Annotated in this window: 27 protein-coding genes and 2 tRNA genes; 18 read left to right on the forward strand and 11 right to left on the reverse strand. The window is 62.2% G+C overall.

Annotated elements, in window-relative coordinates:
• Positions 1 to 144 precede the first annotated feature (144 nt).
• Together ACY8GK_RS03615 and ACY8GK_RS03620 are read right to left on the reverse strand one after the other, a co-directional pair.
• On the reverse strand, positions 145 to 930 hold the full coding sequence (locus ACY8GK_RS03615; protein WP_462402326.1) for a sulfite exporter TauE/SafE family protein: 786 nt from the start codon (positions 928 to 930) through the stop codon (positions 145 to 147).
• 213 nt (positions 931 to 1,143) lie between these two features.
• Complete coding sequence (locus tag ACY8GK_RS03620) at positions 1,144 to 3,027, reverse strand: methyl-accepting chemotaxis protein (protein WP_462402327.1); 1,884 nt, start codon at positions 3,025 to 3,027, stop codon at positions 1,144 to 1,146.
• A gap of 334 nt (positions 3,028 to 3,361) precedes the next feature.
• Between ACY8GK_RS03620 and ahpC the strand changes: the two genes are divergently transcribed.
• From ahpC to ACY8GK_RS03635, 3 genes are all read left to right on the forward strand, one after another.
• A complete protein-coding gene (ahpC, locus tag ACY8GK_RS03625) occupies positions 3,362 to 3,925 on the forward strand; it encodes an alkyl hydroperoxide reductase subunit C (RefSeq protein WP_196179812.1) in 564 nt (187 codons plus the stop codon).
• Between the two features lie 127 nt (positions 3,926 to 4,052).
• Positions 4,053 to 5,615 (forward strand): alkyl hydroperoxide reductase subunit F, encoded by a 1,563-nt coding sequence (gene ahpF / locus ACY8GK_RS03630; RefSeq protein ID WP_462402328.1) that lies wholly within the window; start codon positions 4,053 to 4,055, stop codon positions 5,613 to 5,615.
• Between the two features lie 120 nt (positions 5,616 to 5,735).
• On the forward strand, positions 5,736 to 5,930 hold the full coding sequence (locus tag ACY8GK_RS03635) for a hypothetical protein (protein ID WP_196179814.1): 195 nt from the start codon (positions 5,736 to 5,738) through the stop codon (positions 5,928 to 5,930).
• 95 nt (positions 5,931 to 6,025) lie between these two features.
• On the opposite strand, the gene ACY8GK_RS03640 is transcribed toward ACY8GK_RS03635, so the two are convergent.
• Positions 6,026 to 6,673 carry a YceH family protein gene (locus tag ACY8GK_RS03640; protein ID WP_462402329.1) on the reverse strand — a complete coding sequence of 216 codons (648 nt, stop codon included), beginning with the start codon at positions 6,671 to 6,673 and terminating at the stop codon, positions 6,026 to 6,028.
• A gap of 89 nt (positions 6,674 to 6,762) precedes the next feature.
• The gene (nhaR, locus tag ACY8GK_RS03645; protein WP_462402330.1) at positions 6,763 to 7,659 is read right to left on the reverse strand and encodes a transcriptional activator NhaR; all 897 of its coding nucleotides are present in this window, start codon (positions 7,657 to 7,659) and stop codon (positions 6,763 to 6,765) included.
• A 130-nt stretch (positions 7,660 to 7,789) separates the two neighbouring features.
• Between nhaR and ACY8GK_RS03650 the strand changes: the two genes are divergently transcribed.
• From ACY8GK_RS03650 to ACY8GK_RS03660, 3 genes are all read left to right on the forward strand, one after another.
• Entirely contained in the window at positions 7,790 to 8,029 is a 240-nt protein-coding gene (locus tag ACY8GK_RS03650; protein ID WP_462402331.1) for a hypothetical protein, read from the forward strand.
• Positions 8,030 to 8,053: 24 nt separating this feature from the next.
• Positions 8,054 to 8,806 (forward strand): TerC family protein, encoded by a 753-nt coding sequence (locus tag ACY8GK_RS03655; protein WP_196179820.1) that lies wholly within the window; start codon positions 8,054 to 8,056, stop codon positions 8,804 to 8,806.
• A 210-nt stretch (positions 8,807 to 9,016) separates the two neighbouring features.
• Positions 9,017 to 9,709 (forward strand): peptidase C39 family protein, encoded by a 693-nt coding sequence (locus ACY8GK_RS03660; RefSeq protein ID WP_196179822.1) that lies wholly within the window; start codon positions 9,017 to 9,019, stop codon positions 9,707 to 9,709.
• 9 nt (positions 9,710 to 9,718) lie between these two features.
• Here the strand turns inward: ACY8GK_RS03660 and ACY8GK_RS03665 are convergent, their stop codons facing one another.
• Positions 9,719 to 11,002 carry an NAD(P)/FAD-dependent oxidoreductase gene (locus tag ACY8GK_RS03665; RefSeq protein ID WP_196179825.1) on the reverse strand — a complete coding sequence of 428 codons (1,284 nt, stop codon included), beginning with the start codon at positions 11,000 to 11,002 and terminating at the stop codon, positions 9,719 to 9,721.
• A 201-nt stretch (positions 11,003 to 11,203) separates the two neighbouring features.
• Here ACY8GK_RS03665 and ACY8GK_RS03670 point away from each other — a divergent pair.
• The 5 genes from ACY8GK_RS03670 to ACY8GK_RS03690 all read left to right on the forward strand — a co-directional run bounded on the left by ACY8GK_RS03670 (position 11,204) and on the right by ACY8GK_RS03690 (position 13,348).
• Positions 11,204 to 11,280, forward strand: a tRNA-Val gene (locus ACY8GK_RS03670).
• A gap of 317 nt (positions 11,281 to 11,597) precedes the next feature.
• Positions 11,598 to 11,876: a hypothetical protein gene (locus tag ACY8GK_RS03675; RefSeq protein WP_462402332.1), complete on the forward strand. Its 279-nt coding sequence runs from the start codon at positions 11,598 to 11,600 to the stop codon at positions 11,874 to 11,876.
• A 133-nt stretch (positions 11,877 to 12,009) separates the two neighbouring features.
• A tRNA-Val gene (locus tag ACY8GK_RS03680) sits at positions 12,010 to 12,086 on the forward strand.
• 190 nt (positions 12,087 to 12,276) lie between these two features.
• Positions 12,277 to 12,846 (forward strand): SPOR domain-containing protein, encoded by a 570-nt coding sequence (locus tag ACY8GK_RS03685; RefSeq protein WP_462402333.1) that lies wholly within the window; start codon positions 12,277 to 12,279, stop codon positions 12,844 to 12,846.
• A 76-nt stretch (positions 12,847 to 12,922) separates the two neighbouring features.
• Complete coding sequence (locus ACY8GK_RS03690; RefSeq protein ID WP_196179829.1) at positions 12,923 to 13,348, forward strand: GTP pyrophosphokinase; 426 nt, start codon at positions 12,923 to 12,925, stop codon at positions 13,346 to 13,348.
• Positions 13,349 to 13,351: 3 nt separating this feature from the next.
• Here ACY8GK_RS03690 and ACY8GK_RS03695 read toward each other — a convergent pair whose 3' ends face one another.
• The 4 genes from ACY8GK_RS03695 to ACY8GK_RS03710 form a co-directional block, all read right to left on the reverse strand.
• Complete coding sequence (locus ACY8GK_RS03695) at positions 13,352 to 14,044, reverse strand: endonuclease (RefSeq protein ID WP_462402334.1); 693 nt, start codon at positions 14,042 to 14,044, stop codon at positions 13,352 to 13,354.
• 6 nt (positions 14,045 to 14,050) lie between these two features.
• A complete protein-coding gene (locus ACY8GK_RS03700; RefSeq protein ID WP_196179832.1) occupies positions 14,051 to 14,293 on the reverse strand; it encodes a DUF1654 domain-containing protein in 243 nt (80 codons plus the stop codon).
• Between the two features lie 155 nt (positions 14,294 to 14,448).
• The gene (locus ACY8GK_RS03705) at positions 14,449 to 15,543 is read right to left on the reverse strand and encodes an asparaginase (protein WP_462402335.1); all 1,095 of its coding nucleotides are present in this window, start codon (positions 15,541 to 15,543) and stop codon (positions 14,449 to 14,451) included.
• Between the two features lie 300 nt (positions 15,544 to 15,843).
• Complete coding sequence (locus tag ACY8GK_RS03710) at positions 15,844 to 16,035, reverse strand: hypothetical protein (RefSeq protein ID WP_196179834.1); 192 nt, start codon at positions 16,033 to 16,035, stop codon at positions 15,844 to 15,846.
• 276 nt (positions 16,036 to 16,311) lie between these two features.
• Between ACY8GK_RS03710 and ACY8GK_RS03715 the strand changes: the two genes are divergently transcribed.
• Positions 16,312 to 16,635: an I78 family peptidase inhibitor gene (locus ACY8GK_RS03715; protein ID WP_462402336.1), complete on the forward strand. Its 324-nt coding sequence runs from the start codon at positions 16,312 to 16,314 to the stop codon at positions 16,633 to 16,635.
• 168 nt (positions 16,636 to 16,803) lie between these two features.
• On the opposite strand, the gene ACY8GK_RS03720 is transcribed toward ACY8GK_RS03715, so the two are convergent.
• A complete protein-coding gene (locus ACY8GK_RS03720) occupies positions 16,804 to 17,016 on the reverse strand; it encodes a cold-shock protein (protein WP_196179836.1) in 213 nt (70 codons plus the stop codon).
• A gap of 162 nt (positions 17,017 to 17,178) precedes the next feature.
• Positions 17,179 to 17,484 (reverse strand): hypothetical protein, encoded by a 306-nt coding sequence (locus ACY8GK_RS03725; protein WP_196179837.1) that lies wholly within the window; start codon positions 17,482 to 17,484, stop codon positions 17,179 to 17,181.
• Positions 17,485 to 17,810: 326 nt separating this feature from the next.
• Between ACY8GK_RS03725 and thrS the strand changes: the two genes are divergently transcribed.
• The 6 genes from thrS (at position 17,811) to pheT (ending at position 24,460) form a co-directional block, all read left to right on the forward strand.
• Positions 17,811 to 19,733, forward strand: a complete 1,923-nt coding sequence (gene thrS, locus ACY8GK_RS03730; RefSeq protein WP_462402337.1) for a threonine--tRNA ligase — start codon at positions 17,811 to 17,813, stop codon at positions 19,731 to 19,733.
• Positions 19,733 to 20,284 (forward strand): translation initiation factor IF-3, encoded by a 552-nt coding sequence (gene infC, locus ACY8GK_RS03735; protein ID WP_196179839.1) that lies wholly within the window; start codon positions 19,733 to 19,735, stop codon positions 20,282 to 20,284. Before thrS ends, infC begins: the two co-directional genes overlap by 1 nt.
• Positions 20,285 to 20,343: 59 nt before the next feature.
• Complete coding sequence (gene rpmI, locus ACY8GK_RS03740) at positions 20,344 to 20,538, forward strand: 50S ribosomal protein L35 (protein WP_009394045.1); 195 nt, start codon at positions 20,344 to 20,346, stop codon at positions 20,536 to 20,538.
• 28 nt (positions 20,539 to 20,566) lie between these two features.
• Complete coding sequence (rplT, locus tag ACY8GK_RS03745) at positions 20,567 to 20,923, forward strand: 50S ribosomal protein L20 (RefSeq protein ID WP_003250671.1); 357 nt, start codon at positions 20,567 to 20,569, stop codon at positions 20,921 to 20,923.
• A gap of 108 nt (positions 20,924 to 21,031) precedes the next feature.
• A complete protein-coding gene (pheS, locus tag ACY8GK_RS03750) occupies positions 21,032 to 22,048 on the forward strand; it encodes a phenylalanine--tRNA ligase subunit alpha (protein WP_462402338.1) in 1,017 nt (338 codons plus the stop codon).
• A gap of 33 nt (positions 22,049 to 22,081) precedes the next feature.
• Positions 22,082 to 24,460, forward strand: coding sequence for a phenylalanine--tRNA ligase subunit beta (pheT, locus tag ACY8GK_RS03755; RefSeq protein ID WP_462402339.1), 2,379 nt, complete (start codon positions 22,082 to 22,084; stop codon positions 24,458 to 24,460).
• The last annotated feature ends 3 nt before the right edge of the window (positions 24,461 to 24,463 follow it).

Consider the following 24,463-nt stretch of genomic DNA (forward strand, 5'->3'; position numbering starts at 1 on the left):
AAAAGTCGCCGAGCGGCGATCAGGCAAGGCGAAAACAGGCGAGGAACGGCCGGGGTCGCGCTCGACTTTACGGGTTGTAAATGAGCATTCCGAGCCTGTTTTCAACGTGGCCTGATCGTCGCGCAGGCACTTCTGGTACAAAGCCTAGAAGGCCAGCTTGTAGCCGATCAACAGCAGCATGCCAGCCAGACATGGGCGCAGGATGCGATCGGAGATGCGTCCGGCCAGGTGGCTCCCCAGGTAGATGCCCGGCAGTGAACCGAGCAACAGGTAGCCCAGCAGCGCCCAGTCAAGGTTGCCCATGCTTGCATGGCCAAGGCCGGCAACCAGGGTCAAGGGTACCGCGTGGGCGATCTCGGTGCCCACCAGCCGACGGGTGACCAGGAACGGGTAGAGCAGGAACAGCGCGACCGTGCCCAGCGCGCCGGCACCGATCGAGGTCAGAGTGACCATCACGCCGAGCACCGTACCGGTCAGCACGGTGAGCACGTTGAGGGTGCGCTCGCTCAAATGATAGTGGTCACCGGCATGGCGATTGGCGAAAGCTTGCAAGCGAGAGCGAAACAGGATCGCCAACGCCGTGATGATCAGCACCACCGCCAGCCCCTGCTTGATGACCGCGTTGAGCGCCGAGGTGTCGGCATGCAGGGTGCCGAGGAACCACAAAGTCAGCGCCGCGGCGGGCACGCTGCCCAGGCTCAGCAGCCCGGTGATCTTCCAGTCGATGTTCCTGTTGCGGCTGTGGACCCAGACGCCGCTGGCCTTGGTCACCGCCGCATAAAGCAGGTCGGTGCCGACGGCCGTGGCTGGATTGATGCCGAACCATAGCAGGATCGGCGTCATCAGCGAGCCGCCCCCGACCCCTGTCATGCCGACGATGAAACCAACCACCAATCCCGCAACCGTGAAACCAAAAGAACCTACATCCATATGCTACTCGTTGCCCAGCCATGCCCGTGATCGGATGGCAGCCAGCATATAGAAATTTTTATAGCTAAATAGACTTGTTGGTTATTAGTTTATACCCATCAGTTTTTATGAAGCACCCGCAAGCCTGCGCTGCCAGGCGGCAGTCGCAGGCTTGCAGTGACCCAGCAGAGAGCCGCCAGATCACCCCGCGGAGCGCGGCTCGAGCGGCTTGGTTCAGATCCGGAAGCTGCCTACCAGCTGCTTCAACCGACCTGCCTGCTGCGCCAGCGCATCGCAATGATGCAGCGTCTCGTTGAGGTTCTCCATGCCTTGCTGGTTCAGGCTGTTGATCTGCGTGATGTCCAGGTTGAGGCTTTCCACCACGGCGGTCTGCTCCTCGGTCGCCGCCGCCACCGACTGGTTCATGCCATCGATCTCGCCGATGCGCAGGGTCACGCTGTTGAGCCGTTCGCCGGCCTGGTTGGCTACCTGCACACTCTGCTCGCTGGCGACCTGGCTGCTGTTCATGGTATGCACCGCCTCGCGTGAACCGACCTGTAGGCCCGTGATCATGCGATGGATCTCCTCGGCCGATTCCTGGGTGCGATGGGCCAGGTTGCGCACCTCGTCGGCTACCACGGCGAAGCCGCGGCCGGCTTCGCCGGCGCGGGCCGCCTCGATGGCCGCGTTGAGCGCCAGCAGGTTGGTCTGCTGCGAGATACCCTTGATCACGTCGAGGATCTTGCCGATATCGTCGGTGCTAGCGTTGAGCGCTTCGATCCGCTGGCACGACTCGCTGATCTTCTGCGACAGGGCAGTCATGGCCTCGATGCTTTGCTCCACGACCTTGCGTCCGTCGTGCGCCTGCTCGCTGGCGCCGCTGGCCTGCTGCGAGGCATCGGCGGCGTTGCGGGCGATTTCCTGAGTCGCGGCGCCCAGCTGGTTGATCGCTGCTGCCACGCTGCTGGTGCGCAGGCTCTGCTCCTCGGAGCCGCTGATCGAGGCATTGGATGCGCTCATCACGCGTTCGGACAGGTCATGCACCAGGCGAGTGGCTGAGGAGACCTCGGTGATCGAGGCATGAATACGCTCGACGAAGCGGTTGAACGAGCCGGCCAGTTCGCCGAATTCGTCCTTGTGGGCCACACCCAGGCGTCGGGTCAGGTCGCCTTCGCCCTCGGCGATGTCGCGCATGGCCCGGCCCATGGTGGTCAGCGGGCGCATCAGCAGCGGGATCAGCAGACTCAGCAGGCCAGCGATGGCGAGCACCGCGACCAGCATGGCGATGATCGCCGATATCCGGAACTGGCCGAGCGGAGCGTAGGCCTTGTCCTTGTCGATCGACAGGCCAATGTACCACTGCGCCGAAGGCAGGCCATTGACCGGCGCGAAGGCGATGATCCGTTGCTCTCCATCGAGGGTCGCCTCCTGCATGCCCGGTTCGACACGCAGAGCGCTACCCGGATACAGGTCCTTGAGGTTCTTCATCAGCTGGCCCTTGTCGGGACTCACGATCATCTGGCCCTGGCGATCGACCAAGAAGGCGTGGCCGATACCACCGAAATCCACGGCGTTGATGATCGGGACCAGGCTGTCCAGGGACAGATCGCCGCCGATCACTCCAAGCAGCTCGCCACCACCTTGGCGCTTCACCGGAACGGCTATCGTTACCACCAGCCCACCCACGGCGCCCTGATACGGAGGCGTCAGCACCGTCTGTCCAGCGCCCCTGGCGGCGGCGTACCAGGGGCGCTGGCGTGGATCATAGCCTGCCGGCATCTGCACGTCGGGGCGCTGGGTAAAGACACCATCGGCCTGCCCTAGGTAGGTGAAGAGAAAGTTGTTGGTCAGGGAGGGCTGATCCACCAGGCCGGCGACATTGCCGGTGCCTTGGCGCGCGACATCTTCGGCCAGGTTTTCCAGCGCCAGGATTTTCCCGCTCATCCAGTTCTGTACGCTACTGGCAGTGAGCGCGCCGGACTGGCGTAGCGAGGATTCCAGGCTCTGGGCGATGGTGTTGCGCTGCAGGTAGTCGTTGTAGAGCGTGAACAAGGCGAACGCCAGAACGACGACGCCGCAGGCACTCAGGAGAATCTTGTGGCGAAACTTCAGGTTCATGCTTCCAGACCTTGGGCCAGATGAGGAGGGAAGAGCTTGCCGGTAGCCGGCGCGAGGACACGGCCTGGCAAGATGGCTATCGGCAGCTGGCGCCAAACATTGATAGGGCATGATGGATTCACGGGTCCACCGGACGGATGGAACCAGAGGCCGCTCGCAATCGAGCCTGCAACCGAAATCGACCCTCAGTCACTCATTCAAAAAGTTTCTAGGAATAACCTCTGCTATAGCCAAAACCAATCATTGGCATCAGCTTTGCCAATGAGCCACCGGGCTGATGCTGGGGTAGGATTGCTCCCGTCAACGATTTTCAACCCATGAAGGAGCGTCTCGCATGCCTATCATCAACAGCCAGGTCAAACCGTTCAACGCAACCGCCTACCACAATGGCGAATTCGTTCAGCTGAGCGAAGCCGATCTCAAGGGCAAGTGGTCCGTCGTTTTCTTCTACCCGGCCGACTTCACCTTCGTCTGCCCGACCGAGCTGGGCGACCTGGCCGACAACTACGCCGAATTCCAGAAGCTGGGCGTGGAGATCTACGGCGTGTCCACCGACACCCACTTCACCCACAAGGCCTGGCACGACACCTCGGAAACCATCGGCAAGATCAAGTACCCGCTGATCGGTGACCCGACTCACCAGATCGCTCGCAACTTCGACGTGCTGATCGAAGACGCTGGCCTGGCCGATCGCGGTACCTTCGTGATCAACCCGGAAGGCCAGATCAAGATCGTCGAGATCAACGACGGTGGCGTAGGCCGTGACGCCAGCGAGCTGCTGCGCAAGGTCAAGGCTGCCCAGTACGTCGCTGCCCACCCAGGCGAAGTCTGCCCGGCCAAGTGGCAGGAAGGCGAGGCTACCTTGGCTCCGTCGCTGGACCTGGTCGGCAAGATCTAAGACCGTGCGCCAGATCTGGGCGGTGAGCAGCCGCCACACCTGAAGTTGTCACCGCCCCGTCAGAACGCCCGGGCGAACCTGCCTGGGCGTTTTCGTTTACAGCGTTTGAAAGAAGGAATCGCCCCGTATGTTGGACGCCACGCTTAAATCGCAACTCAAAGCCTACCTGGAGCGGGTCACCCAGCCGATCGAGATCGTTGCATCCCTCGACGACGGTGCGAAATCCCGCGAGTTGCATGACTTGCTGGTAGATATCGCCAGCCTGTCGAACCTGATCACCCTGCGCGCGGACGGTGACGATACCCGTCGTCCTTCGTTCTCGCTCAATCGCCCTGGGGAACACATCAGCCTGCGTTTCGCCGGCATCCCCATGGGCCATGAGTTCACCTCCCTGGTGCTGGCGCTGCTGCAGGTCGGCGGCCATCCCTCCAAGGCCAGTGTCGAAGTGATCGAGCAGATCCGGGCGCTGGAAGGTGAATTCGTCTTCGAGACCTATTTCTCGCTGTCGTGCCAGAACTGCCCGGACGTGGTCCAGGCATTGAACCTGATGGCGGTGCTCAACCCCAACGTGCGCCATGTGGCGATCGACGGCGCGCTGTTCCAGGCCGAGGTCGAGTCGCGCAAGATCATGGCCGTGCCGAGCATCTACCTCAACGGCGAAGTGTTCGGCCAGGGGCGCATGGGCCTGGAGGAAATCCTCGGCAAGATCGACACCAGCGCCGGCAGCCGCCAGGCCGAGAAGATCAACGCCAAGCAAGCCTTCGATGTGCTGGTGGTCGGCGGTGGCCCAGCCGGCGCCTCGGCGGCCATCTATGCCGCGCGCAAGGGCATCCGCACCGGTGTCGTGGCCGAGCGTTTCGGCGGCCAGGTGCTCGACACCATGGCCATCGAGAACTTCATTTCGGTCCAGGAAACCGAAGGACCCAAACTGGCTACCGCGCTCGAGGAGCACGTCAAGCAGTACGACGTGGACATCATGAACCTGCAGCGTGGCCAAGCGCTGGTTGCGGGCGTCGACGGTGGGCTGCACGAAGTGCGCCTGGCCAGCGGTGCCTCGCTCAAGGCCAAGACCGTGATCCTGGCCACCGGTGCCCGCTGGCGCGAGATGAACGTCCCCGGCGAGCAGCAATACCGCGCCCGTGGCGTGGCCTACTGCCCGCACTGCGACGGTCCGCTGTTCAAGGGCAAGCGCGTGGCGGTCATTGGCGGCGGCAACTCCGGCGTCGAGGCGGCCATCGACCTGGCCGGTATCGTCGCCCACGTGACGCTCATCGAGTTCGACAGCCAGCTGCGTGCCGACGCCGTGCTGCAGCGCAAGCTGCACAGCCTGTCGAACGTCAAGGTCATCACCAGCGCGCTGACCACCGAAGTGCTGGGCGACGGCGAGAAGGTCACCGGCCTGCGCTACAAGGATCGCACCGACGATACCGAGCACGCACTGGAGCTCGAGGGCATCTTCGTGCAGATCGGCCTGCTGCCCAACACCGACTGGCTCAAGGGGACCGTCGAGCTGTCTGCGCGTGGCGAGATCATCGTCGACGCCAAGGGCCAGACCAACATCCCCGGTGTGTTCGCCGCCGGTGACGTAACCACCGTGCCGTACAAGCAGATCGTGATCGCCGTGGGCGAGGGCGCCAAGGCTTCGCTGTCGGCCTTCGACCACCTGATCCGCACCTCGGCGCCAGCCTGAGGGCGGCGCAGCCGCGGCGGTCTCGCTGCGGCTAGCCCCGACAGATCCGCTGACAACTCGCGCAGGGCCTCTTCCGACGGCTGTCTATAGTGAAGACAGACAGTTGTCGGAGAGGCCCTGATGCGTTTGATCAGTCGTGAACCCTGGTGGCGCGATCCACCCCAACCCGGCCAGCGGGAGCAGGACCTGCACTGGGGCTACCTGGAAATCCATGCCGATGGACGCGCGGTGTTCGTCGACCAGCGGCCGAGCGACAGGGAGCTGGCCGAGCGCAAGAGCTGCCGGAATTTCCCGACGGTCGAAGGGAAGCCCTGAGCCTGCCATGACTTGTCAGGTCCCGGGCAAGGGCGACGCTCTTGCAGCTTCGATGATCATTGGCCCTTTCGCCCAGGTGTGCGGCAGGCTCGGCTCTATCCCTCCAGCTCTGCCAGGCGCGCCTCCAGTGCCGCGACCCGGGCTTCCAGCGCGTCGATGCGCTCTTGCGCCACATTGCTCGCCACGGTGCGCTCGCTACCCGCCTGCTGACGTGCCGCGAGGATCGCCTCGACCTCGGCCGGATCGCCCAGGGCATGGGTGTAGCGGTCCTCGCGCTGGCCGGCCTGGCGCGGCAGGTGCAAGGCAAGCTCGCGCGATACCAGACGATCGAGCTGGTGCTGGACCTGCTCGATATCCTCGAAGGCATGCAGCCTGGCGCTGCGCGTCAACAGTTCGTTGAGCGTCTGCGGTCCGCGCAGCAACAGCAGCCCCAGCAATACCAACTGCGCCGGGACCAGTTCCAGCGCCTTGTCGACCCGCTGCTCCCAGCGATCGGCCCGGTTGCCCATCTGCAAGCGCGTCATGCCTTGCGCCTCGAGGGCGCGCAGGGCCTGGCCGACCTGCCCAGGCGTCAGGCTCATCACGGGTTCGCGGCTGGTCTTCTGGTTGCACGCCAGGACCACGGCGTTCAAGGTGAGCGGGTAGCTTTCCGGGTTGCTCGCCTGTTTTTCGATCAAGGCGCCGAGCACTCGGATCTCGACACTGTTGAAGCGGCCCGCATTGACACTCTGCTGCTCTGACATGGCCCGATCTCATCACTTGGAAGGGGCCTTAGCCTAGGATCGTGTCGTGACAAAGACAAGCGGCACGGCGCATGCCTGCCGCGCCGCGGCTACCAGTTGAACAGCTCGCGGCGAGCCCCTTCGGTGATGGCGACGATGCCTGGGTGCTTGACCTTGCGTTCCACCGAGATGGCGTAGAACGACTCGATCACCGCGTCGGTCTGGCCGATCAGCCTGACGCCATACTGTCGACAGACCTCTTCGGCAATCACGCTGGGGGCGATGAACACGCCGCTGCCGGACTGCCCGAAGGCCTGCATCAGGGCGCTGTCGTCGAACTCGCCGATGATCCGCGGCTGTACCTGTTGCTCGCTCAGCCAGCGCAGCAAGCGGCTGCGCACCACGGTTTCCTGCCCGGGAATCAACAGCGGTGTGTTATGCAGGCAGGCAGGGAAGGGTTGTGTGTAGCGCTCGGCAAGCGTCGCCGTGGCGAAGAAGCTCAAGCCGCACTCTCCCAGCTTCTGGCTATAGCCCTTGATGTCCAGATGACCAGGCATGGGGCTGTCGGAAATCACCAGATCCAGACGCTGGATGGCCAGGTCCGCCAGCAGGCGTTCGAGCTTGTCCTCGCGGCAGCTGATGCGCAGCGTATTGTCCATCTCCATGGTCGGAGCCAGCAGTCGGTAGACGATCGACTTGGGTACCACATCCGCCACGCCGACGCGGAACAGGATCTGCTGCTCTTCGGGGCGCGCGCGCAGCATCGCCTCCAGTTCGCTGCCGATCTGGAACATCTGCTCGGCGTAGTCCAGGGTCCGGCGCCCGCTTTCGGTCAGGTCGAGCTGGCGCCCGACGCGCTGGAACAGCTCGACCCCGTAGGTCTGTTCCAGCAGGCTGATCTGCCCGCTGATGGTCTGAGGGGTGAGGTTGAGCTGTTCGCTGGCACGCACGATGCTTCCGGTCCTGGCCACCACCCAGAAGTAATGCAGCTGTCGATAATTGAGCATAAGGTCGATCTGTTCGGGAAAACCGAAGTATACCCGATGAAAATACGAATTTTCCTGAGGTGTTCAGCGCTCTAGAATCAGCCCATCAGCCACGCCGTTGGCGCTGGAATCATTGACAAGCGAGGGACCCATGTTTCACTTCAAATCGATCGGAACGCCATTGGTGCTGACCTTGGCGCTGGTCGCCACGGTCGGTTGCGACCAGGCGGAGCAGTCGGCTCGACAGATGATCGATCAGGCGTCGGAATCGGCCAGACAGGCCATCGACGAGACCCACCAGGCCGCGCAGCAGACGCTGAGCGAAGCCATCGGTGCGCCGGACAGGCAGGACAAGGACACCGACCAGCCAGGCGACACCCAGGACATCTGACCTTCAACCGACACAGGATCGATCATGGAATACTTGCTGGAACTCGCCTCGAGCCCGACCGCCTGGGTGGCACTCGCCACCCTGGTCGCCATGGAAGTGGTGCTGGGCATCGACAACCTGATCTTCATCTCCATCCTCACCAACAAGCTGCCCGAAGCCTATCGTTCCAAAGCCCGGCGCATCGGCATCAGCATGGCCTTGGTCATGCGCCTGGCGCTGCTCAGCACCGTGGCCTGGATCGTCCAACTGACCGAGCCGGTCTTCGAGGTGTTCGGCCATGCCTTCTCCTGGAAGGACATGATTCTTATCGCCGGTGGCCTGTTCCTGCTCTGGAAGGCTACCAAGGAGATCCACGAAAGCGTCGACCCGCATGGCGCCAAGGAAGCGTCCAAGGCAGGATCCACCGTGACCCTGGGCTTCGCCGCGGCGATCGGCCAGATCCTGCTGCTGGACATCGTCTTCTCGATCGACAGCATCATCACCGCCGTTGGCATGACCGAGCATCTGCCGATCATGATCATCGCCGTGATCGTAGCCGTCGTCGTGATGCTGGTAGCCGCCGACCCGCTGGCCAGGTTCATCAATGACAACCCGACCGTGGTCATGCTGGCGCTGGGCTTCCTGATCATGATCGGCATGACCTTGATCGCCGAAGGTTTCGGCGCGCATGTGCCGAAGGGCTACGTGTACGCCGCCATGGCCTTCTCGACCGCCATCGAAGTGCTCAACATCCTGGCGCGTCGCGCCAGGCTGAAGAAGGAGGCGCCGCAAGAGTAGCGAAGACGTTGCCGGGAATACGCAGCTTCGCGCCGCCTGGACCGGCCAGGCTCGCCCTGGTCGGCTCGGACAGCGCCGGCCGGGCGGCCTTCTTCGTGAAAACCGATGCCGCCGCGGCGCAGGTGGGCTGTACCGAGACAGGCACGCGGCCTATCATGCCTGTCCCGCACCAGGTGCCGTGTGCCTGGCGCATCTACAAAGCGAGTGCCCATGCTGCCAGTTCTCTCCAAGCCTCTCGCCACTTTGCGCCGGCTGCTGCTGGCCTGTGTGACGGGCGCCATTGTGGCTGGCTGTTCCAGCCATCCTGTACTCCAGACCAAGGGCCTGCCGCAGCGGGTCGAAATCAGCAGCGTGCCCTTCTATCGCGGCCAGGCCAACCAGAGTGGAGCGATGGCCCTGGCGGCGATCCTGTCCCAGCAGGGTGTGCAAGTCACGCCAGGCCTGCTGGACGAGCCGCTGGGTCTGCCCGAACAGGTGGATTCGTTGCAGGCCAGCATTGCTCGCGTGGCTCGCGACTACGGCATGGTCGTGTACCGGCTGGACGAACAGCTCGAGGCTTTGCTCGCCCAGGTGGCGGCTGGCAATCCGGTACTGTTGCGCTATCGGGAAGGCTCGTCGCTGTGGGGTGGACCCCGCTATGCGCTGCTGGTCGGCTATGACAGCTACAAGCAGCGCGTGGTGCTGCGTGCGGGCATGAATCGCCGGCAGATGATTGCGTTCGAGACATTCGCCCAGGCCTGGGCGCAAGAGGGCAGTTGGGCGGTGCTGGTGCAGCCGCCCCGGCAGCTACCGGCCCAGGTGGACCGGCAGCGCTGGCTGCGCGCCGCCGAGGAACTGGCGCGGGCCGGCCAGGAGCGTGCTGCACGGCAGGCGGTCAGCAGCCTTGGCACTGACCACCGGTAAGGCCGAGGGTCAGACGCCCAGGCGGTCGCGCAGGCTGTAGTACCAGGCGCCCAGGGCGCTGAACGGGACACGCAACAGCTGGCCGCCAGGGAAGGGGTAGTGCGGCAGGCTGGCGAAGGCGTCGAAACGCTCGGCCTGGCCGCGCAGGGCCTCGGCCAGTACCTTGCCGGCCAGATGCGTATAGGTCACGCCGTGACCACTGCAGCCTTGGGAGTAGTAGATGTTGTCGCCCAGGCGACCGACCTGCGGCAGGCGCGACAGGGTCAGCAGGAAGTTGCCGGTCCAGGCGTAGTCGATCTTCACGTTCTTGAGCTGCGGGAACGCCTTGAGCATCTTCGGTCGGATGATCGCCTCGATGTTCGCCGGGTCACGCGCACCGTAGACCACGCCGCCGCCGAAGATCAGGCGCTTGTCGCTGGTCAGCCGATAGTAGTCGAGCAGGTAGTTGCAGTCTTCGACGCAGTAGTCCTGCGGCAACAGCGAACGGGCCAGCTCGTCCCCCAGTGGTTCGGTGGTGATCACTTGGGTGCCGCATGGCATGGACTTGGCTGCCAGTTCAGGTACCAGGTTGCCCAGGTAGGCATTACCAGCGACGATGATGAACTTGGCGCGCACGCGGCCCTGCGGGGTGTGCACCACCGGATTGGCGCCGCGCTCGATACGCACCGCCGGAGTCTGTTCATAGATGGTGCCGCCGAGCGATTCGACCGCTGCCGCCTCGCCAAGCGCCAGGTTGAGCGGGTGGATGTGGCCGCCGCTCATGTCCAGCATGCCACCGACATAGTTGTCGCAAGCCACCACCTCGCGGATACGCTTGCGGTCCAGCAGCTCCAGCTGGTTGTGACCGAACCGTTCCCAGAGACGCTTCTGCGATTCCAGGTGCCCCATCTGACGAGTGCTGAGCGCGGCGAACACGCCGCCATCCTTCAGGTCGCACTGGATATTGTAGCGAGCTACCCGATCACGGATGATGCGGCCGCCCTCGAAGGCCATCTCGCCGAGCAGCTGCGCCTGGCGCGCGCCCACGGTACGTTCGATGACATCGATGTCACGGCTGTAGCTGTTGACGATCTGGCCACCATTGCGACCAGACGCGCCGAAGCCGACCTTGGCGGCCTCGACCAAGGTGACCTTGAAGCCGTTCTCGAGCAGGAACAGGGCGCTGGAGAGGCCGGTATAGCCTGCGCCGATGATGCAGATGTCGGTTTCTACCTCGCCCTGCAGCGCCGGACGGGCTGGCACCGGGTTCGCCGAGGCGGCGTAGTAGGACTGGGGATAAGAAGTATGAGCCATGCTCGCTGGACCTCGTGTTTTATATTTTTAACGAATGCGCCGATGCTATCAATAATAATAAACACCGGCTAGTCATCCGTTGAAAATCCCCGATGGACGCGCTTTTCCTTGGCTGCGGATAATCTTTTCAGATTCAGTGGGTTAGCCTTGAAAAAAATGTTGACAGCGATTTTGGAACGCGTAGAATGCGCCCTCATCGACAGGCACATAGCTCAGTTGGTTAGAGCACCACCTTGACATGGTGGGGGTCGTTGGTTCGAGTCCAATTGTGCCTACCAAACGAAGTCCCGGTTTCCGGGCAGCTGAAGGGCGATCCGAAAGGGTCGCCCTTTTTGTTCGTGCGCCAGGCATGGCGCGTTGCGCGTAAGCGCAATCCCTTTGGCTATGCCTGATTCGTCGTTACCTTGCCTGCGGCCACGTGGGGGCTATCTACTCGCCGTCTCGGGTTTCCCGGCGCGCCTGTGGCGGGCCGGCGATCTATACGGGGCTGGCGCTTGCCATTCTTGGGTAGCGTGCTGCTACTTTTGCTGGCTTCGGGATTCAGCGTCCTGGTCCCGTACGTCATGTCAGCCTGGTCGAGACGGGCCAGGCATCGATGATCATTCTAGGGATTTCCCTGACCAAGGTGTTTTCCTCGGCCTTCTGTGCCGTCATCGCCGGCTATATCGTCAACGTGTTCCCGGTGTATCAACGTTATTCCGGCATCTCTCTGGCCTACCAGGCCTGCGGGGCACTGATCGGCGGCACCACACCCATGGTCGGTACCTTGATCGCAGGGCAGGCGGGCGGGCAATGGTGGCCGCTTGCAATGTTCTACTCGTTGCTGGCGCTGGTGCGTCGACAGCAAGCGGGGATGACTCCAGCGTATTGCTGAGTTCATCAGGCGCCGGCCCAAGACACGTTCCGGCTGGCGCGCGAGCGTTCGCCGCTGTTCGCAAAGCTTCTGATTTTTTTGAAAAAATGCTTTACAACTTAGCCCATCGCTCTTAATATGCGCGCCACACGACAGGCACATAGCTCAGTTGGTTAGAGCACCACCTTGACATGGTGGGGGTCGTTGGTTCGAGTCCAATTGTGCCTACCAAATTGAAAAGGGCGATCTGAAAAGATCGCCCTTTTTGCGTTTGCCTGGCCGGTGGCTGCGGCCCTGTGTCGCGTTCACGCTCCAGGATCCTTGTGCCGCCTGGCTTGCGCCTGCGGAGGCGGCCTCGCCTGGCAGCGCTGCGGACCTGGCGCATGGTAGAATCGCCGGCTTCCAACAAGGAGATATTCGCGTGCGCAAACTCGCGGTGGTAATGGCAATGCTGGTTCTGGCTGGCTGTGACAATGAAGTCGAAGGTGTACACAAGCAGGTCGCGCAAAACCTGCGCAATCCCGAGACCGCCAAGTTCGCCAACGTGCGGATTTCTCCCGAGGGCACGATCTGCGGCCAGTTCCGGGGCAAGGACGATGCCGGCCAGTACGAGGCGTACCGCAGCTATGTCGCCATCAGGCAGGGTGCGCAGTACCGCATCATCGTCGATACCACCGGCGACAATCTGGAGATCCGCGAGGTCTGCGGCGGGGCCGAGTTGCAGCGCCGGGCCGAAGCGCTGGCCGACCAGCCGGCGCCGCAAGGCTGGGATGTCGAGATCATCCAGGGTGCCAACATGGGCGCCCTCACCGACATGACTGCCCGCCTGCTCGAGAAGGGCATTCCTTCGTCCGTCGAGTATCGCGAAGGCCGGCCGATAGTGTTGATGGGGCCGTTCCCGAGCAAGGCCGAGGCCGAGGCGCGCAGGGCCGACGTCATGGCTCGCCTTGGAACCGACTCGATCGTCATCCAGCACGGCGCAACACGCTGAAAACGCTGACGAGGCATGGTAAAACTCCTGCGCTCCCGGCTATGCTTGGGTTGGCAAGGCTGAGCAGGAGGGCCGCATGTCTACGTTGGAAAGGGCGATCGCAGTAGCGGCCCGTGCCCATGAGGGGCAGTACGACAAGGGTGGTTCGTCCTATATCCTTCATCCGCTACGGGTGATGATGCGGGTGTCCACCCAGGAAGAGCGGATCGTCGCGGTCCTGCATGATGTCCTGGAGGACACCTCCATCACCCTGGCGGATCTGGCGCGTCAGGGTTTTCCCTTGAAGATTCTGGCTGCGCTTCTGGCGTTGAGCCGTCGTCGTGATGAAAGCTATGTGGATTTCGTCGTGCGGGTGGGCAGCGATCCGCTGGCGCGCGTGGTCAAGCTGGCCGATCTTGCCGATAACAGCGACCTGTCTCGCATCCCCTATCCCGGGCCTGCCGACATGGCCAGGCTGGCGCGCTACAGCGAGGCCAGCGCCTATCTGCAGGCGCTGGCCTGAGCTTCAGCCGCAGGCCTTGAGGTCGACCGGGCCGACGAAGTCGTTGCCATGGCCCATCAGGCACGCGACCCTTTGGTTGCGTTGCCGTTCCCAGGGCTGGACCGGATAGGCCCTGTTCCACGCTTCGAACAACTGGCGATCTTGCCTGGACAGGCGCAGGTCGTAGCGCTTGCTCATGTAGAAATAGGTTCGCGCGATCATGCCGCGAATCGACGGGCGCGGCATGACTCTGCGTGCCTTGAAGTCGACCTGGGTCAGGCAGCTACCGTATTGCCCGCGCTGCTCGGGCAGCCAGCCGAAGCTGTAGTTGCTGCGATCGCCATTGACCTCGCCGATGCTTGGTACCAGGTTGTGCAGGTCGGCTTCGGCGCGTTCGAACACCTTGTCGTTGCGCGCGCAATTCTTGCGTCCGCCGTGTTGCCAGCATTGGCGCTGGTGGCCGATCTCCCAGGCCGAGACGATATGTTCCCACTCGATGCGCGACGCGCGCTGGGCATTCTTGCGCGGTACATAGCCGCAAGCCTTCAGGTCGATCCGGTTACCCTGATACTTGCAGCCACAGTAGAACTCGGTGGACTGAGGTGCGTACAGCTTCCAGGCGACTTTCTTCGCTTCCTGAAAGGTCCGTGGCGCCTGCGCGTTGGCCAGGCTGGCGACCAGCGACAGGCATACAGCGGTCAAAAACGGAGCTCTCATGAGCGATCAGTCTTCCTTCGTCACGGTCCAGAACAGCTGCACGCCACCGTCATCACGATGGGCGATGGTCACGTTGTCGTTCTCGGCGATTTCGGCGAGCAACGTTTCCCAGTCATTCGGGCATTCATGCTCCAGGCGATGGATCAACACCGCGCGGCTGCGTTGGGCGGCAGGGCTGTTGATGATCTTCTGGATGCGCGTGCCCAGTTGGCCATAGCTGGCTGGGGTGTCTTCGGCAGAGGTGGCCATAGGCTTGTCCTTGGGTTGGCTGTATGTGCGTACAGTATTTGACTGTAGGCCATTTCGCAACCATGTGTAAGGCAAGCAATACGGGGGGCGCTGCAAGCGTGGTCTGGCGGGGTGGAGGAGGTTGGAGCCGGCAGGCTCCAACCGTTCCGGCGAGCTCAGTACTCCCAGAAGATGCGTTGCAGTTCCTTGCTGTCCTGGGTCTTGGTCATGGCCACCATGGCCAGAATCCGCGCCTTCTGCGGGTTCAGGTCGTGCGCAACGATCCAGTCGTTCTTGTCGTCCGGCTGTTCGGCGTTGCGCAGCACGAAGCCGCCGGCGTTCACATGGGACGAGCGAATGATCTGTACGCCGTTCTTGCGCAGCTCCTGCAGGGCTGGTACCACGCGCGACGATACCGAGCCGTTGCCGGTGCCGGCATGGATCAGTGCCTTGGCGCCGTTCTGGGCCAGAGCCTTGTAGGCAGTGTCGCTGACATTGCCATAACTGTAGGCGATGTCGACCGCTGGCAGGCTGCTGATCTGCTTGATGTCGAACTCCGAACTCACCGTATGGCGCTTGGCCGGCAGGCGGAACCAGTAGGACTTGCCTTCGACGACCATGCCCAGCGGGCCCCACGGGCTCTTGAAGGCCTCCGTCTTGATGTTGATCATCTTGCTCACGTCGCGGCCTGACTGGATCTCGTCGTTCATGGTCACCAGTACGCCCTTGCCGCGTGCGTCCTTGCTGCTGGCCACGGCCACGGCGTTGTACAGGTTGAGCATGCCGTCAGCCGACATGGCCGTGCCCGGGCGCATCGAGCCGACTACCACGATCGGTTTTTCGGTCTTCTCCACCAGGTTGAGGAAGTAGGCTGTTTCTTCCAGCGTATCGGTGCCGTGAGTGATGACGATGCCGTCCACGTCCGGGCTGTCGGCCAGTTCGGCGACGCGCTTGCCCAGCTGCAGCAGGTTCTCGTTGGTGATGCTCTCCGAGGCGATCTGCATCACCTGCTCGCCTCGTACCTTGGCCAGGTTGGCCAGTTCTGGCACGCCAGCGATCAGCTTGTCGACACCCAGCTTGGCGGCCTGGTAGGTGGCGCTGTTGGCGGCGCTTGCTCCGGCACCGGCAATGGTGCCGCCAGTGGCAAGGATCACCACGTTGGCCAATGCTTGCTGTTGTTGCTGTTGTTGCTGTTGCTCGGCCTCACGGGCGCTGGCGCCAGTGGGTAGGGCGAGCAGCAGCACGAGCGCGCTCGGTACGAAGGTTTTCATGGCAGCTTGGATCATTGTTGTTCTCTCTCTTCCTATTGAGATTGCTGTGTTGCGCGACAGGACAGGCACGTTTCGTACCAGTCGGGGCGCTTGGCGTGCACGGGCTGTGGGCTGCGGCAGGACAAGGTGGAGACGCTACAAGCCCGCTCGCTCTTCGACGGCTTCGTTCGGGACTCCGAACAAGACTAGGAAATCCTGTTCGGTTTGGCGGTATTTATTTTCAACGGCTCGACCATGCTCTAGAAAGAGGCATTGACGGGCGCCAGCGTCGCCGATGGCGTGCGCAGGTAGCGCACCTGGTCATGCAGATGTCACCGGGGCGTAACGCTCCAGTACCTGATCGACGAAGCCGCGCGCTGCCTCGCCGCCAAGCTCGCGAACCAGCAGGTCCACGGCAATCAGCAACAGTTCCTCCGCGCTTCCCGGGCTGTAGGCGCTCTGGCCCTCGGCCCACTTGACCTTGATATCGGCATCGATGCTGTGGCGGCTCATAGGAAATTCTCTACTACGTATGGAGTCGAAGGCCTGGCCTGCTAACCCAGACCAATCGGGCTGTGCTCCGCTTCGGACGTCGGATCGACGCCATGCGTCACGCGACCAGAGCCAGACCTGGCCTGGCACGCCGGGTTATCCATCGTGCGAAGCAAAATCCAGTCACGATTGCGGTTCGCCAGCGCCTCGGGATTTAAGGCACACTCGTCCAGTTTTGCAACAAACTCTTGATGGCATTGTCGCACTAGTCAGTTCCCGTGATCGATAGGAGGATCCATGTTCCGTACCCGTGCTTCCCTGGCGACGTTGCTGGTGGCCGCAGTCCTGGCAGGTTGCAGCACTGGCGGTGCGCCCAAGGCTGGCGACCATGCGCCTGTCACCACGGCTGCCAACGATGGGCGCTGCTCGGCCAGTGGCGCCGAATTCGCCCTTGGCAAGCCTGCCAGTGCCGAGTTGCTGGAACAGGCACGCCAGGCCAGTGGGGCGCAGTACGCCCGGATCCTCAAGCCGCATGACATGGTGACCTTGGAGTATCGCTCCGAGCGGTTGAACCTGAACGTGGACGAACGGGGCGTGGTAAGCCGCGTCAACTGCGGGTAGGTGGCCTGGCCGGGAGGCGGTCATTTCCATGGCTGCCCTGGTGCCTGTTGCGGGCAGGGCGTTCGGCGTTCTGCCAGCAGGTCGCGAACCATCCGGTCGAGCTGGCACATTCCAGCCATGAAAAAACCCGCCATGAAGGCGGGTTCTTTCTGCAGCGGGGAAGCCGAATTACTCCGGACGAACCTGTGCAGCCTGCATGCCCTTCTGGCCACGTTCGGCAACGAACGAGACGGTCTGGCCTTCCTTCAGGCTCTTGAAGCCGTCGCTTTCGATGGCCTTGAAGTGTACGAACAGGTCGTCGCCGCCGCCTTGTGGGGTGATGAAGCCGTAGCCTTTTTCATCATTGAACCATTTGACGGTGCCGTTTTGGCGATTGGACATTGGGTGAATCTCCGGAAACTTGAAATTTTTCAGTAGTGCGATGTGGCCGAGGCTACAGGGTGCACGGACAACATCATAGTCTAATTCTCAGTGTCTAGCGCCAATTACCTCGCACAAATATGATCGAGCGCAATTTCGCCCCAGATTCATGTGTCGAGATGATCAGCGCTTGGGTGCGCATGCCTGTTTGACAACGTTCTGCGCGCGCTGCATCAGCTTGGCGTCAACGCCATCCTTGCTGTCGAGTTGCTCGATCTCCTTGGTGGTGAAATTCTTTTCGATGGCATTGGCGCCGCACTCGCAGTGCTGCTTGGCCGCGCTGGCATCGATACCCTGTCCGCTCGCTACCTGGACGCACTGGGCCATGTAGCCGTCTTTCTTGCCGGCTGGCCACGCCTCGGCGTTCGCCGCCAGTGGCAGCAGCAAGGCACCTGCCGCGCTCAGGGCCAGAAGAGACTGAAGTCGCATAACCGATAACTCCTTGGGTAAGGTCTCATAAAGAGTAGGACGCTTCCGGTAATGTGACGAAGAATTTTCCTTACAAGTTCACCGTAATCCGACATTTCCAAAATTTTCTCCGTTGGCGACCAGTCGCGTGCTAGCATGGCCGGCTTGCAGCGGACCGCTTGCGTCGCTGTTCATCTTCCAGTCACTCTGGTTCGACCCTGGCAGGCCGAAAGGCTTCTGCCACTGTGAGGCAGGCTTTCCCGACGGAAAGGCAGGGCGGATCTTGTACTGGCTCATCCCAACCCACGTGACCTTTGGTAGGGGTCACCACTAGGAGAGGAGGCGCCATGCCCATAATCACTCTTCCCGATGGCAGTCAGCGGACCTTCGAACAGGCCGTCAGCGTTGCCCAAGTCGCCGCGTCGATCGGCGCTGGCCTGGCCAAGGCCACCATCGCCGGCAAGGTCGATGGCAAGCTGGTCGACGCCTGCGACCTGATCGACCATGACGCCACGCTGCAGATCATCACCGCGAAGGACCAGGAGGGGCTGGAAATCATCCGTCACTCGTGCGCCCACCTGATCGGCCATGCGGTCAAGCAGCTCTATCCGACCGCCAAGATGGTGATCGGCCCGGTGATCGACGAAGGCTTCTATTACGATATCGCCTACGAGCGCCCGTTCACCCCTGAAGACCTGGCCGCCATCGAAGCACGCATGCGCCAGCTGATCGACACCGACTACGATGTGATCAAGAAGATGACGCCCCGCGCCGAGGTCATCGATGTGTTCGCCAGCCGTGGCGAAGAATACAAGCTGCGCCTGATCGAGGACATGCCGGGGGAGCAGGCCATGGGCCTGTACTACCACGAGGAATACGTCGACATGTGCCGCGGTCCGCACGTGCCCAACACGCGTTTCCTCAAGGCCTTCAAGCTCACCAAGCTATCTGGCGCCTACTGGCGCGGCGACGCCAAGAACGAGCAGCTGCAGCGCATCTACGGCACCGCCTGGGCTGACAAGAAGCAGCTGGCAGCCTACATCCAGCGCATCGAGGAAGCCGAAAAGCGCGACCACCGCAAGATCGGCAAGCAGCTCGACCTGTTCCACCTGCAGGAAGAAGCTCCTGGCATGGTGTTCTGGCATGCCGCCGGCTGGACCGTCTACCAGGTGCTCGAGCAGTACATGCGCCAGGTCCAACGCGAGAATGGCTACCTCGAGATCAAGACCCCGCAAGTGGTCGATCGGGTGCTGTGGGAGCGTTCCGGGCACTGGTCCAACTATGCCGAGAACATGTTCACCACCTCCTCGGAAAGTCGCGATTTCGCGGTCAAGCCGATGAACTGCCCGTGCCATGTACAGGTATTCAACCAGGGCCTGAAGTCCTATCGTGACCTGCCGCTGCGCCTGGCCGAATTCGGTGCCTGCCACCGCAACGAGCCTTCGGGTGCCTTGCACGGGATCATGCGCGTGCGTGGCTTCACCCAGGACGATGCGCACATCTTCTGCACCGAGGAACAGGTCAAGAAAGAGGCGGCCGACTTCATCCGCCTGACCCTGGACGTCTACAAGGACTTCGGCTTCACCGACGTGGCCATGAAGCTGTCCACTCGTCCGGCCAAGCGGGTCGGCTCCGAAGAGTTGTGGGATCGGGCCGAGGGCGCCCTGGCCGATGCGCTGAACGAGTCGGGCCTGGAGTGGGAATACCAGCCGGGCGAGGGCGCGTTCTACGGTCCGAAGATCGAGTTCACCTTGCGTGACTGCCTCGGCCGCAACTGGCAGTGCGGTACCCTGCAGTACGACCCGAACCTGCCCGAGCGGCTCGACGCCAGCTACATTGCCGAAGACAACAACCGTCGTCGCCCGGTGATGCTGCATCGCGCCATCCTCGGTTCGTTCGAACGCTTCATCGGCATGCTGATCGAACACTACGCCGGCGTCTTCCCGGCTTGGCTGGCACCGACCCAGGCGGTGATCATGAACATCACCGACAAACAGGCCGATTTTGCCCTTGACGTGGAAAAAACCCTGAATTCCAGCGGTTTCCGTGCCAAGTCCGACTTGAGAAATGAGAAGATCGGCTTTAAAATCCGCGAGCATACCTTGCTCAAGGTCCCGTACCTTTTGGTTATAGGGGACCGTGAGGTCGAAACGCAAACCGTCGCTGTGCGTACTCGCGAAGGCGCAGACCTGGGCTCCATGCCCGTCGCCCAGTTCGCCGAGCATCTTGCGCATGCGGTTTCCCGGCGTGGTCGCCAAGAATTGGAGTAATGACTATTAAGCGTGATATGAGAAACGATAAACGAACTGCCCCGAAGGCCCCGATCAACGAGAATATCTCGGCCCGCGAGGTTCGGTTAATTGGTGTCGGCGGCGAGCAGATTGGCATCGTCTCGATCGATGAAGCGCTTCGTATCGCTGAAGAAGCGAAGCTGGATCTGGTGGAAATCTCTGCAGACGCGCAACCGCCTGTCTGCAAGGTCATGGACTACGGCAAGCACCTCTTCGAGAAGAAGAAGCAGGCCAACGAAGCCAAGAAGAACCAGAAGCAGATCCAGATCAAGGAAATCAAGTTTCGTCCAGGGACGGAGGAAGGGGATTACCAGGTAAAACTACGCAACCTGGTACGTTTCCTTAGTGATGGGGACAAGGCCAAGATCTCTCTGAGGTTCCGTGGTCGTGAGATGGCCCACCAGGAGCTGGGGATGGAGCTGTTGAAGCGGGTCGAAGCCGACCTCGTCGAATACGGCACCGTCGAGCAGCATCCGAAGATGGAAGGACGCCAGCTTATGATGGTCATCGCCCCCAAAAAGAAAAAATAACCACCAGGGCACGGCAGGCCTTGCGGTTATGTTTATCAACTCAATGCGGAGTTCCGAACATGCCAAAGATGAAAACCAAAAGCGGTGCAGCGAAGCGTTTCCTGAAAACCGCTTCCGGCTTCAAGCACAAGCACGCTTTCAAGAGCCACATCCTGACCAAAATGTCGACCAAGCGTAAGCGTCAACTGCGTGGTAGCAGCCTGCTGCACCCGTCCGACGTGGCAAAAGTCGAGCGCATGCTGCGCGTACGTTAATTCTGGTCAACGATAGAGGAAGTTACTCATGGCTCGTGTAAAGCGTGGCGTCATCGCTCGTAAGCGTCACAAGAAAATTCTGAAACTGGCTAAAGGCTACTACGGTGCACGCTCGCGCGTATTCCGCGTCGCCAAGCAGGCGGTCATCAAGGCAGGTCAATATGCCTACCGTGACCGTCGTCAGAAGAAGCGTCAGTTCCGCGCTCTGTGGATCGCTCGTATCAACGCCGGTGCCCGCACTAACGGTCTGTCCTACAGCCGTCTGATTGCTGGTCTGAAAAAGGCGTCGATCGAAATCGACCGCAAGGTTCTGGCCGATCTGGCAGTGAACGAAAAAGCGGCGTTTGCTGCGATTGTCGAGAAAGCTAAAGCCGTCCTGGCTTAAGTACCCACGACAATCACCCGGCGACGCTCGCGCCGCCGGGTATTGAACGTCATCGATAGGGGAAGAGCCTGCAAAGCTCTTCCCCTATTTCGTATCTGGAGTCTGTACATGGAAAACCTGGATGCGCTGGTCTCCCAAGCCCTGGAAGCCGTGGAGCGCGCTGAAGACATCAATGCCCTGGAGCAGATCCGGGTCCAGTTCCTCGGCAAGAAGGGCGAACTGACCCAGGTGATGAAGACCCTGGGCAACCTGCCGGCCGAAGAGCGGCCGAAGGTCGGCGCACTGATCAACGAAGCCAAGGAGCGTGTCACCGAGGTGCTCAATGCACGCAAGGCCGCCTTCGAGGAAGCCGCGCTGAGCGCGCGTCTGGCTGCCGAGTGCATTGATGTGACCCTGCCAGGCCGTGGCCAGACCACCGGTGGCCTGCACCCGATCACCCGAACCCTCGAGCGCATCGAGCAGTTCTTCACCCATATCGGCTACGGCATCGCCGAAGGCCCCGAGGTCGAAGACGACTACCACAACTTCGAAGCGCTCAACATCCCCGGCCACCACCCGGCCCGGGCGATGCACGACACCTTCTACTTCAATGCCAACATGCTGCTGCGCACCCATACCTCGCCGGTGCAGGTGCGGACCATGGAGTCCAGCCAGCCGCCCATCCGCATTGTCTGCCCGGGCCGCGTCTATCGCTGCGACTCGGATATCACTCACTCGCCGATGTTCCACCAGGTCGAAGGCCTGCTGGTCGATCGGGGGATCAACTTCGCCGACCTCAAGGGCACCATCGAAGAATTCCTGCGGGTGTTCTTCGAGAAGGAGCTGGCGGTACGCTTCCGACCGTCGTTCTTCCCCTTCACCGAGCCGTCCGCCGAAGTCGACATCCAGTGCGTGATGTGCTCCGGTGACGGCTGCCGCGTCTGCAAGCAGACCGGCTGGCTCGAGGTGCTCGGTTGCGGCATGGTCCATCCGAACGTGCTGCGCATGTCCGGCATCGACCCCGAAGAGTACCAGGGCTTTGCCTTCGGCATGGGCGTCGAGCGCCTGGCGATGCTGCGCTATGGCGTCAACGATCTGCGTCTGTTCTTCGACAACGACCTGCGGTTCCTTGCGCAATTCCGCTAGGCCCGTATCCGACGCACATTCCAGGAGAACAGCATGAAATTCAGTGAACAGTGGCTGCGCGGTTGGGTAAACCCGCATGTCTCCCGCGACGAGCTGGTGGCTCGTCTGTCCATGGCCGGTCTGGAGGTCGATAGCGTGACCCCGGCCGCCGGACAATTCAGCGGCATCGTGGTGGGCGAAGTGCTCGCCACTGAACAACACCCGGACGCCGACAAGCTGCGCGTCTGCCAGGTCAGCAACGGCAGCGAGACCTTCCAGGTGGTCTGCGGCGCGCCCAATGTGCGCCCCGGCCTGAAAATTCCCTTTGCCATGATCGGTGCCGAGCTGCCCGGCGACTTCAAGATCAAGAAAGCCAAGCTGCGTGGTGTGGAGTCGTTCGGCATGCTCTGTTCGGCAGCCGAGCTGCAGATCAGCGAAGAGAACGACGGTTTGCTCGAGCTGGCCGCCGATGCGCCGGTTGGCGAGGATGTCCGTACCTACCTCGCGCTCGACGATACCAGCATCGAGATCGGCCTGACCCCCAATCGTGGCGACTGCCTGTCCATCGCTGGCCTGGCTCGCGACGTCAGTGCTCTCTATGACGTCCCGGTCACTCGCCCGAGCGTTCCAGGCATCGCGCCCGCGAACGACGAAACGCGCCCGGTCGAAGTGACCGCGCCGGCTGCCTGCCCGCGCTACCTGGGCCGCGTCATCCGTAACGTCGACTTGAGCAGGCCGACCCCGCTGTGGATGGTCGAGCGTCTGCGTCGCAGCGACGTGCGCAGCATCGACGCTGCCGTCGACATCACCAACTACGTGATGCTTGAGCTCGGCCAGCCTATGCACGCCTTCGATCTTGCCGAAATCAACGGTGGCATCCGTGTGCGCCTGGCCGAGGAAGGCGAGAAGCTGGTTTTGCTCGACGGCCAGGAAATCACCTTGCGCCCAGATACCCTGGTCATCGCCGACCACGTCCGTGCCCTGGCCATCGCCGGCGTCATGGGTGGCGAGCATAGCGGCGTATCCGCCAAGACGCGCGACCTGTTCCTCGAGAGCGCCTTCTTCGATCCGATCGCCATTGCCGGCAAGGCTCGCTCCTACGGCCTGCATACCGATTCCTCGCACCGTTTCGAGCGGGGCGTCGACTCGCAGCTCGCCCGTGACGCGATGGAGCGCGCGACCGCCCTGATGCTCGAGATCGTCGGCGGCGAGGCGGGGCCGATCATCGAGAGCGTTAGCCAGCAGCACCTGCCAGGCATCGCGCCCATCATCTTGCGCGCCGAACGCATCGAGCAGATGCTCGGGTTGCAGATGGAAGCGGCCCAGATCGAACGGCTGCTCAATGCCCTCGGCCTGAAAACCAGCGCCAATGGGGCAGGGCAGTGGAGCGTGGCAGTGCCGAGCCACCGGTTCGACATCAGCCTGGAAGTCGACTTGATCGAGGAGCTGGCCCGCCTGTACGGCTATAATCGTCTGCCGGTCCGCTATCCGCAGGCGCGTCTGGCGCCCACGCCGCGCAGCGAAGCCCGCAGCGAGCTGCCGACCTTGCGCCGACTGCTGGTCGCCCGCGGCTACCAGGAAGCGATTACCTACAGCTTCATCGACCCCAAGCTGTTCGAACTGTTCACCCCCGACATCGAGCCGCTGCTGTTGGCCAACCCGATCTCCAGTGACATGGCCGCCATGCGCGCATCTCTGTGGCCAGGCCTGGTCAAGGCCCTGCAGCACAACCTCAATCGCCAGCAGGACCGTGTGCGCCTGTTCGAGAGCGGCTTGCGCTTCGTTGGCCAGCTGGGTGATCTCAAACAGCAGCCGATGCTCGCTGGGGTGGTCACCGGCAGTCGTCTGCCAGAAGCCTGGGCCAATGGCCGTGACAGCGTCGATTTCTTCGACGTCAAGGCCGACGTCGAAGCGGTGCTCGGTTACGCTGGCGCCCTCGACGACTTCACCTTCGTCGCCGGCCGGCATCCCGCCCTGCATCCCGGCCAGACTGCCCGCATCGAGCGCGACGGCCAGGAAGTCGGCTACATCGGCGCCCTGCACCCTGAACTGGCCAAGACCCTCGGTCTCGATCGTCCGGTCTTCGCTTTCGAGCTGGTCCTTGGCGAGGTGGTCGAGGGACGCCTGCCCAAGTTCAGCGAACTGTCGCGCTTCCCGGAAACCCGCCGCGACCTGGCCCTGATCGCGGGTCGCGAGGTTTCCGCCAGTGCCGTGCTTGAGACGATTCGTAACAATGCCGGCGAATGGCTCACGGACCTGACGCTGTTCGACGTGTACCAGGGTAAAGGTATTGATCCAGATAGAAAAAGCCTGGCGGTTGGCTTGACCTGGCAGCATCCATCGCGCACTCTTAACGACGATGAGGTGAACGCCACCCTGCAAGCAATCCTCACCTCGCTCGAACAAGGGTTGAACACTACGTTAAGGAAATAGCGT

This window comes from Pseudomonas sp. Marseille-QA0332 (genome assembly GCF_054950175.1).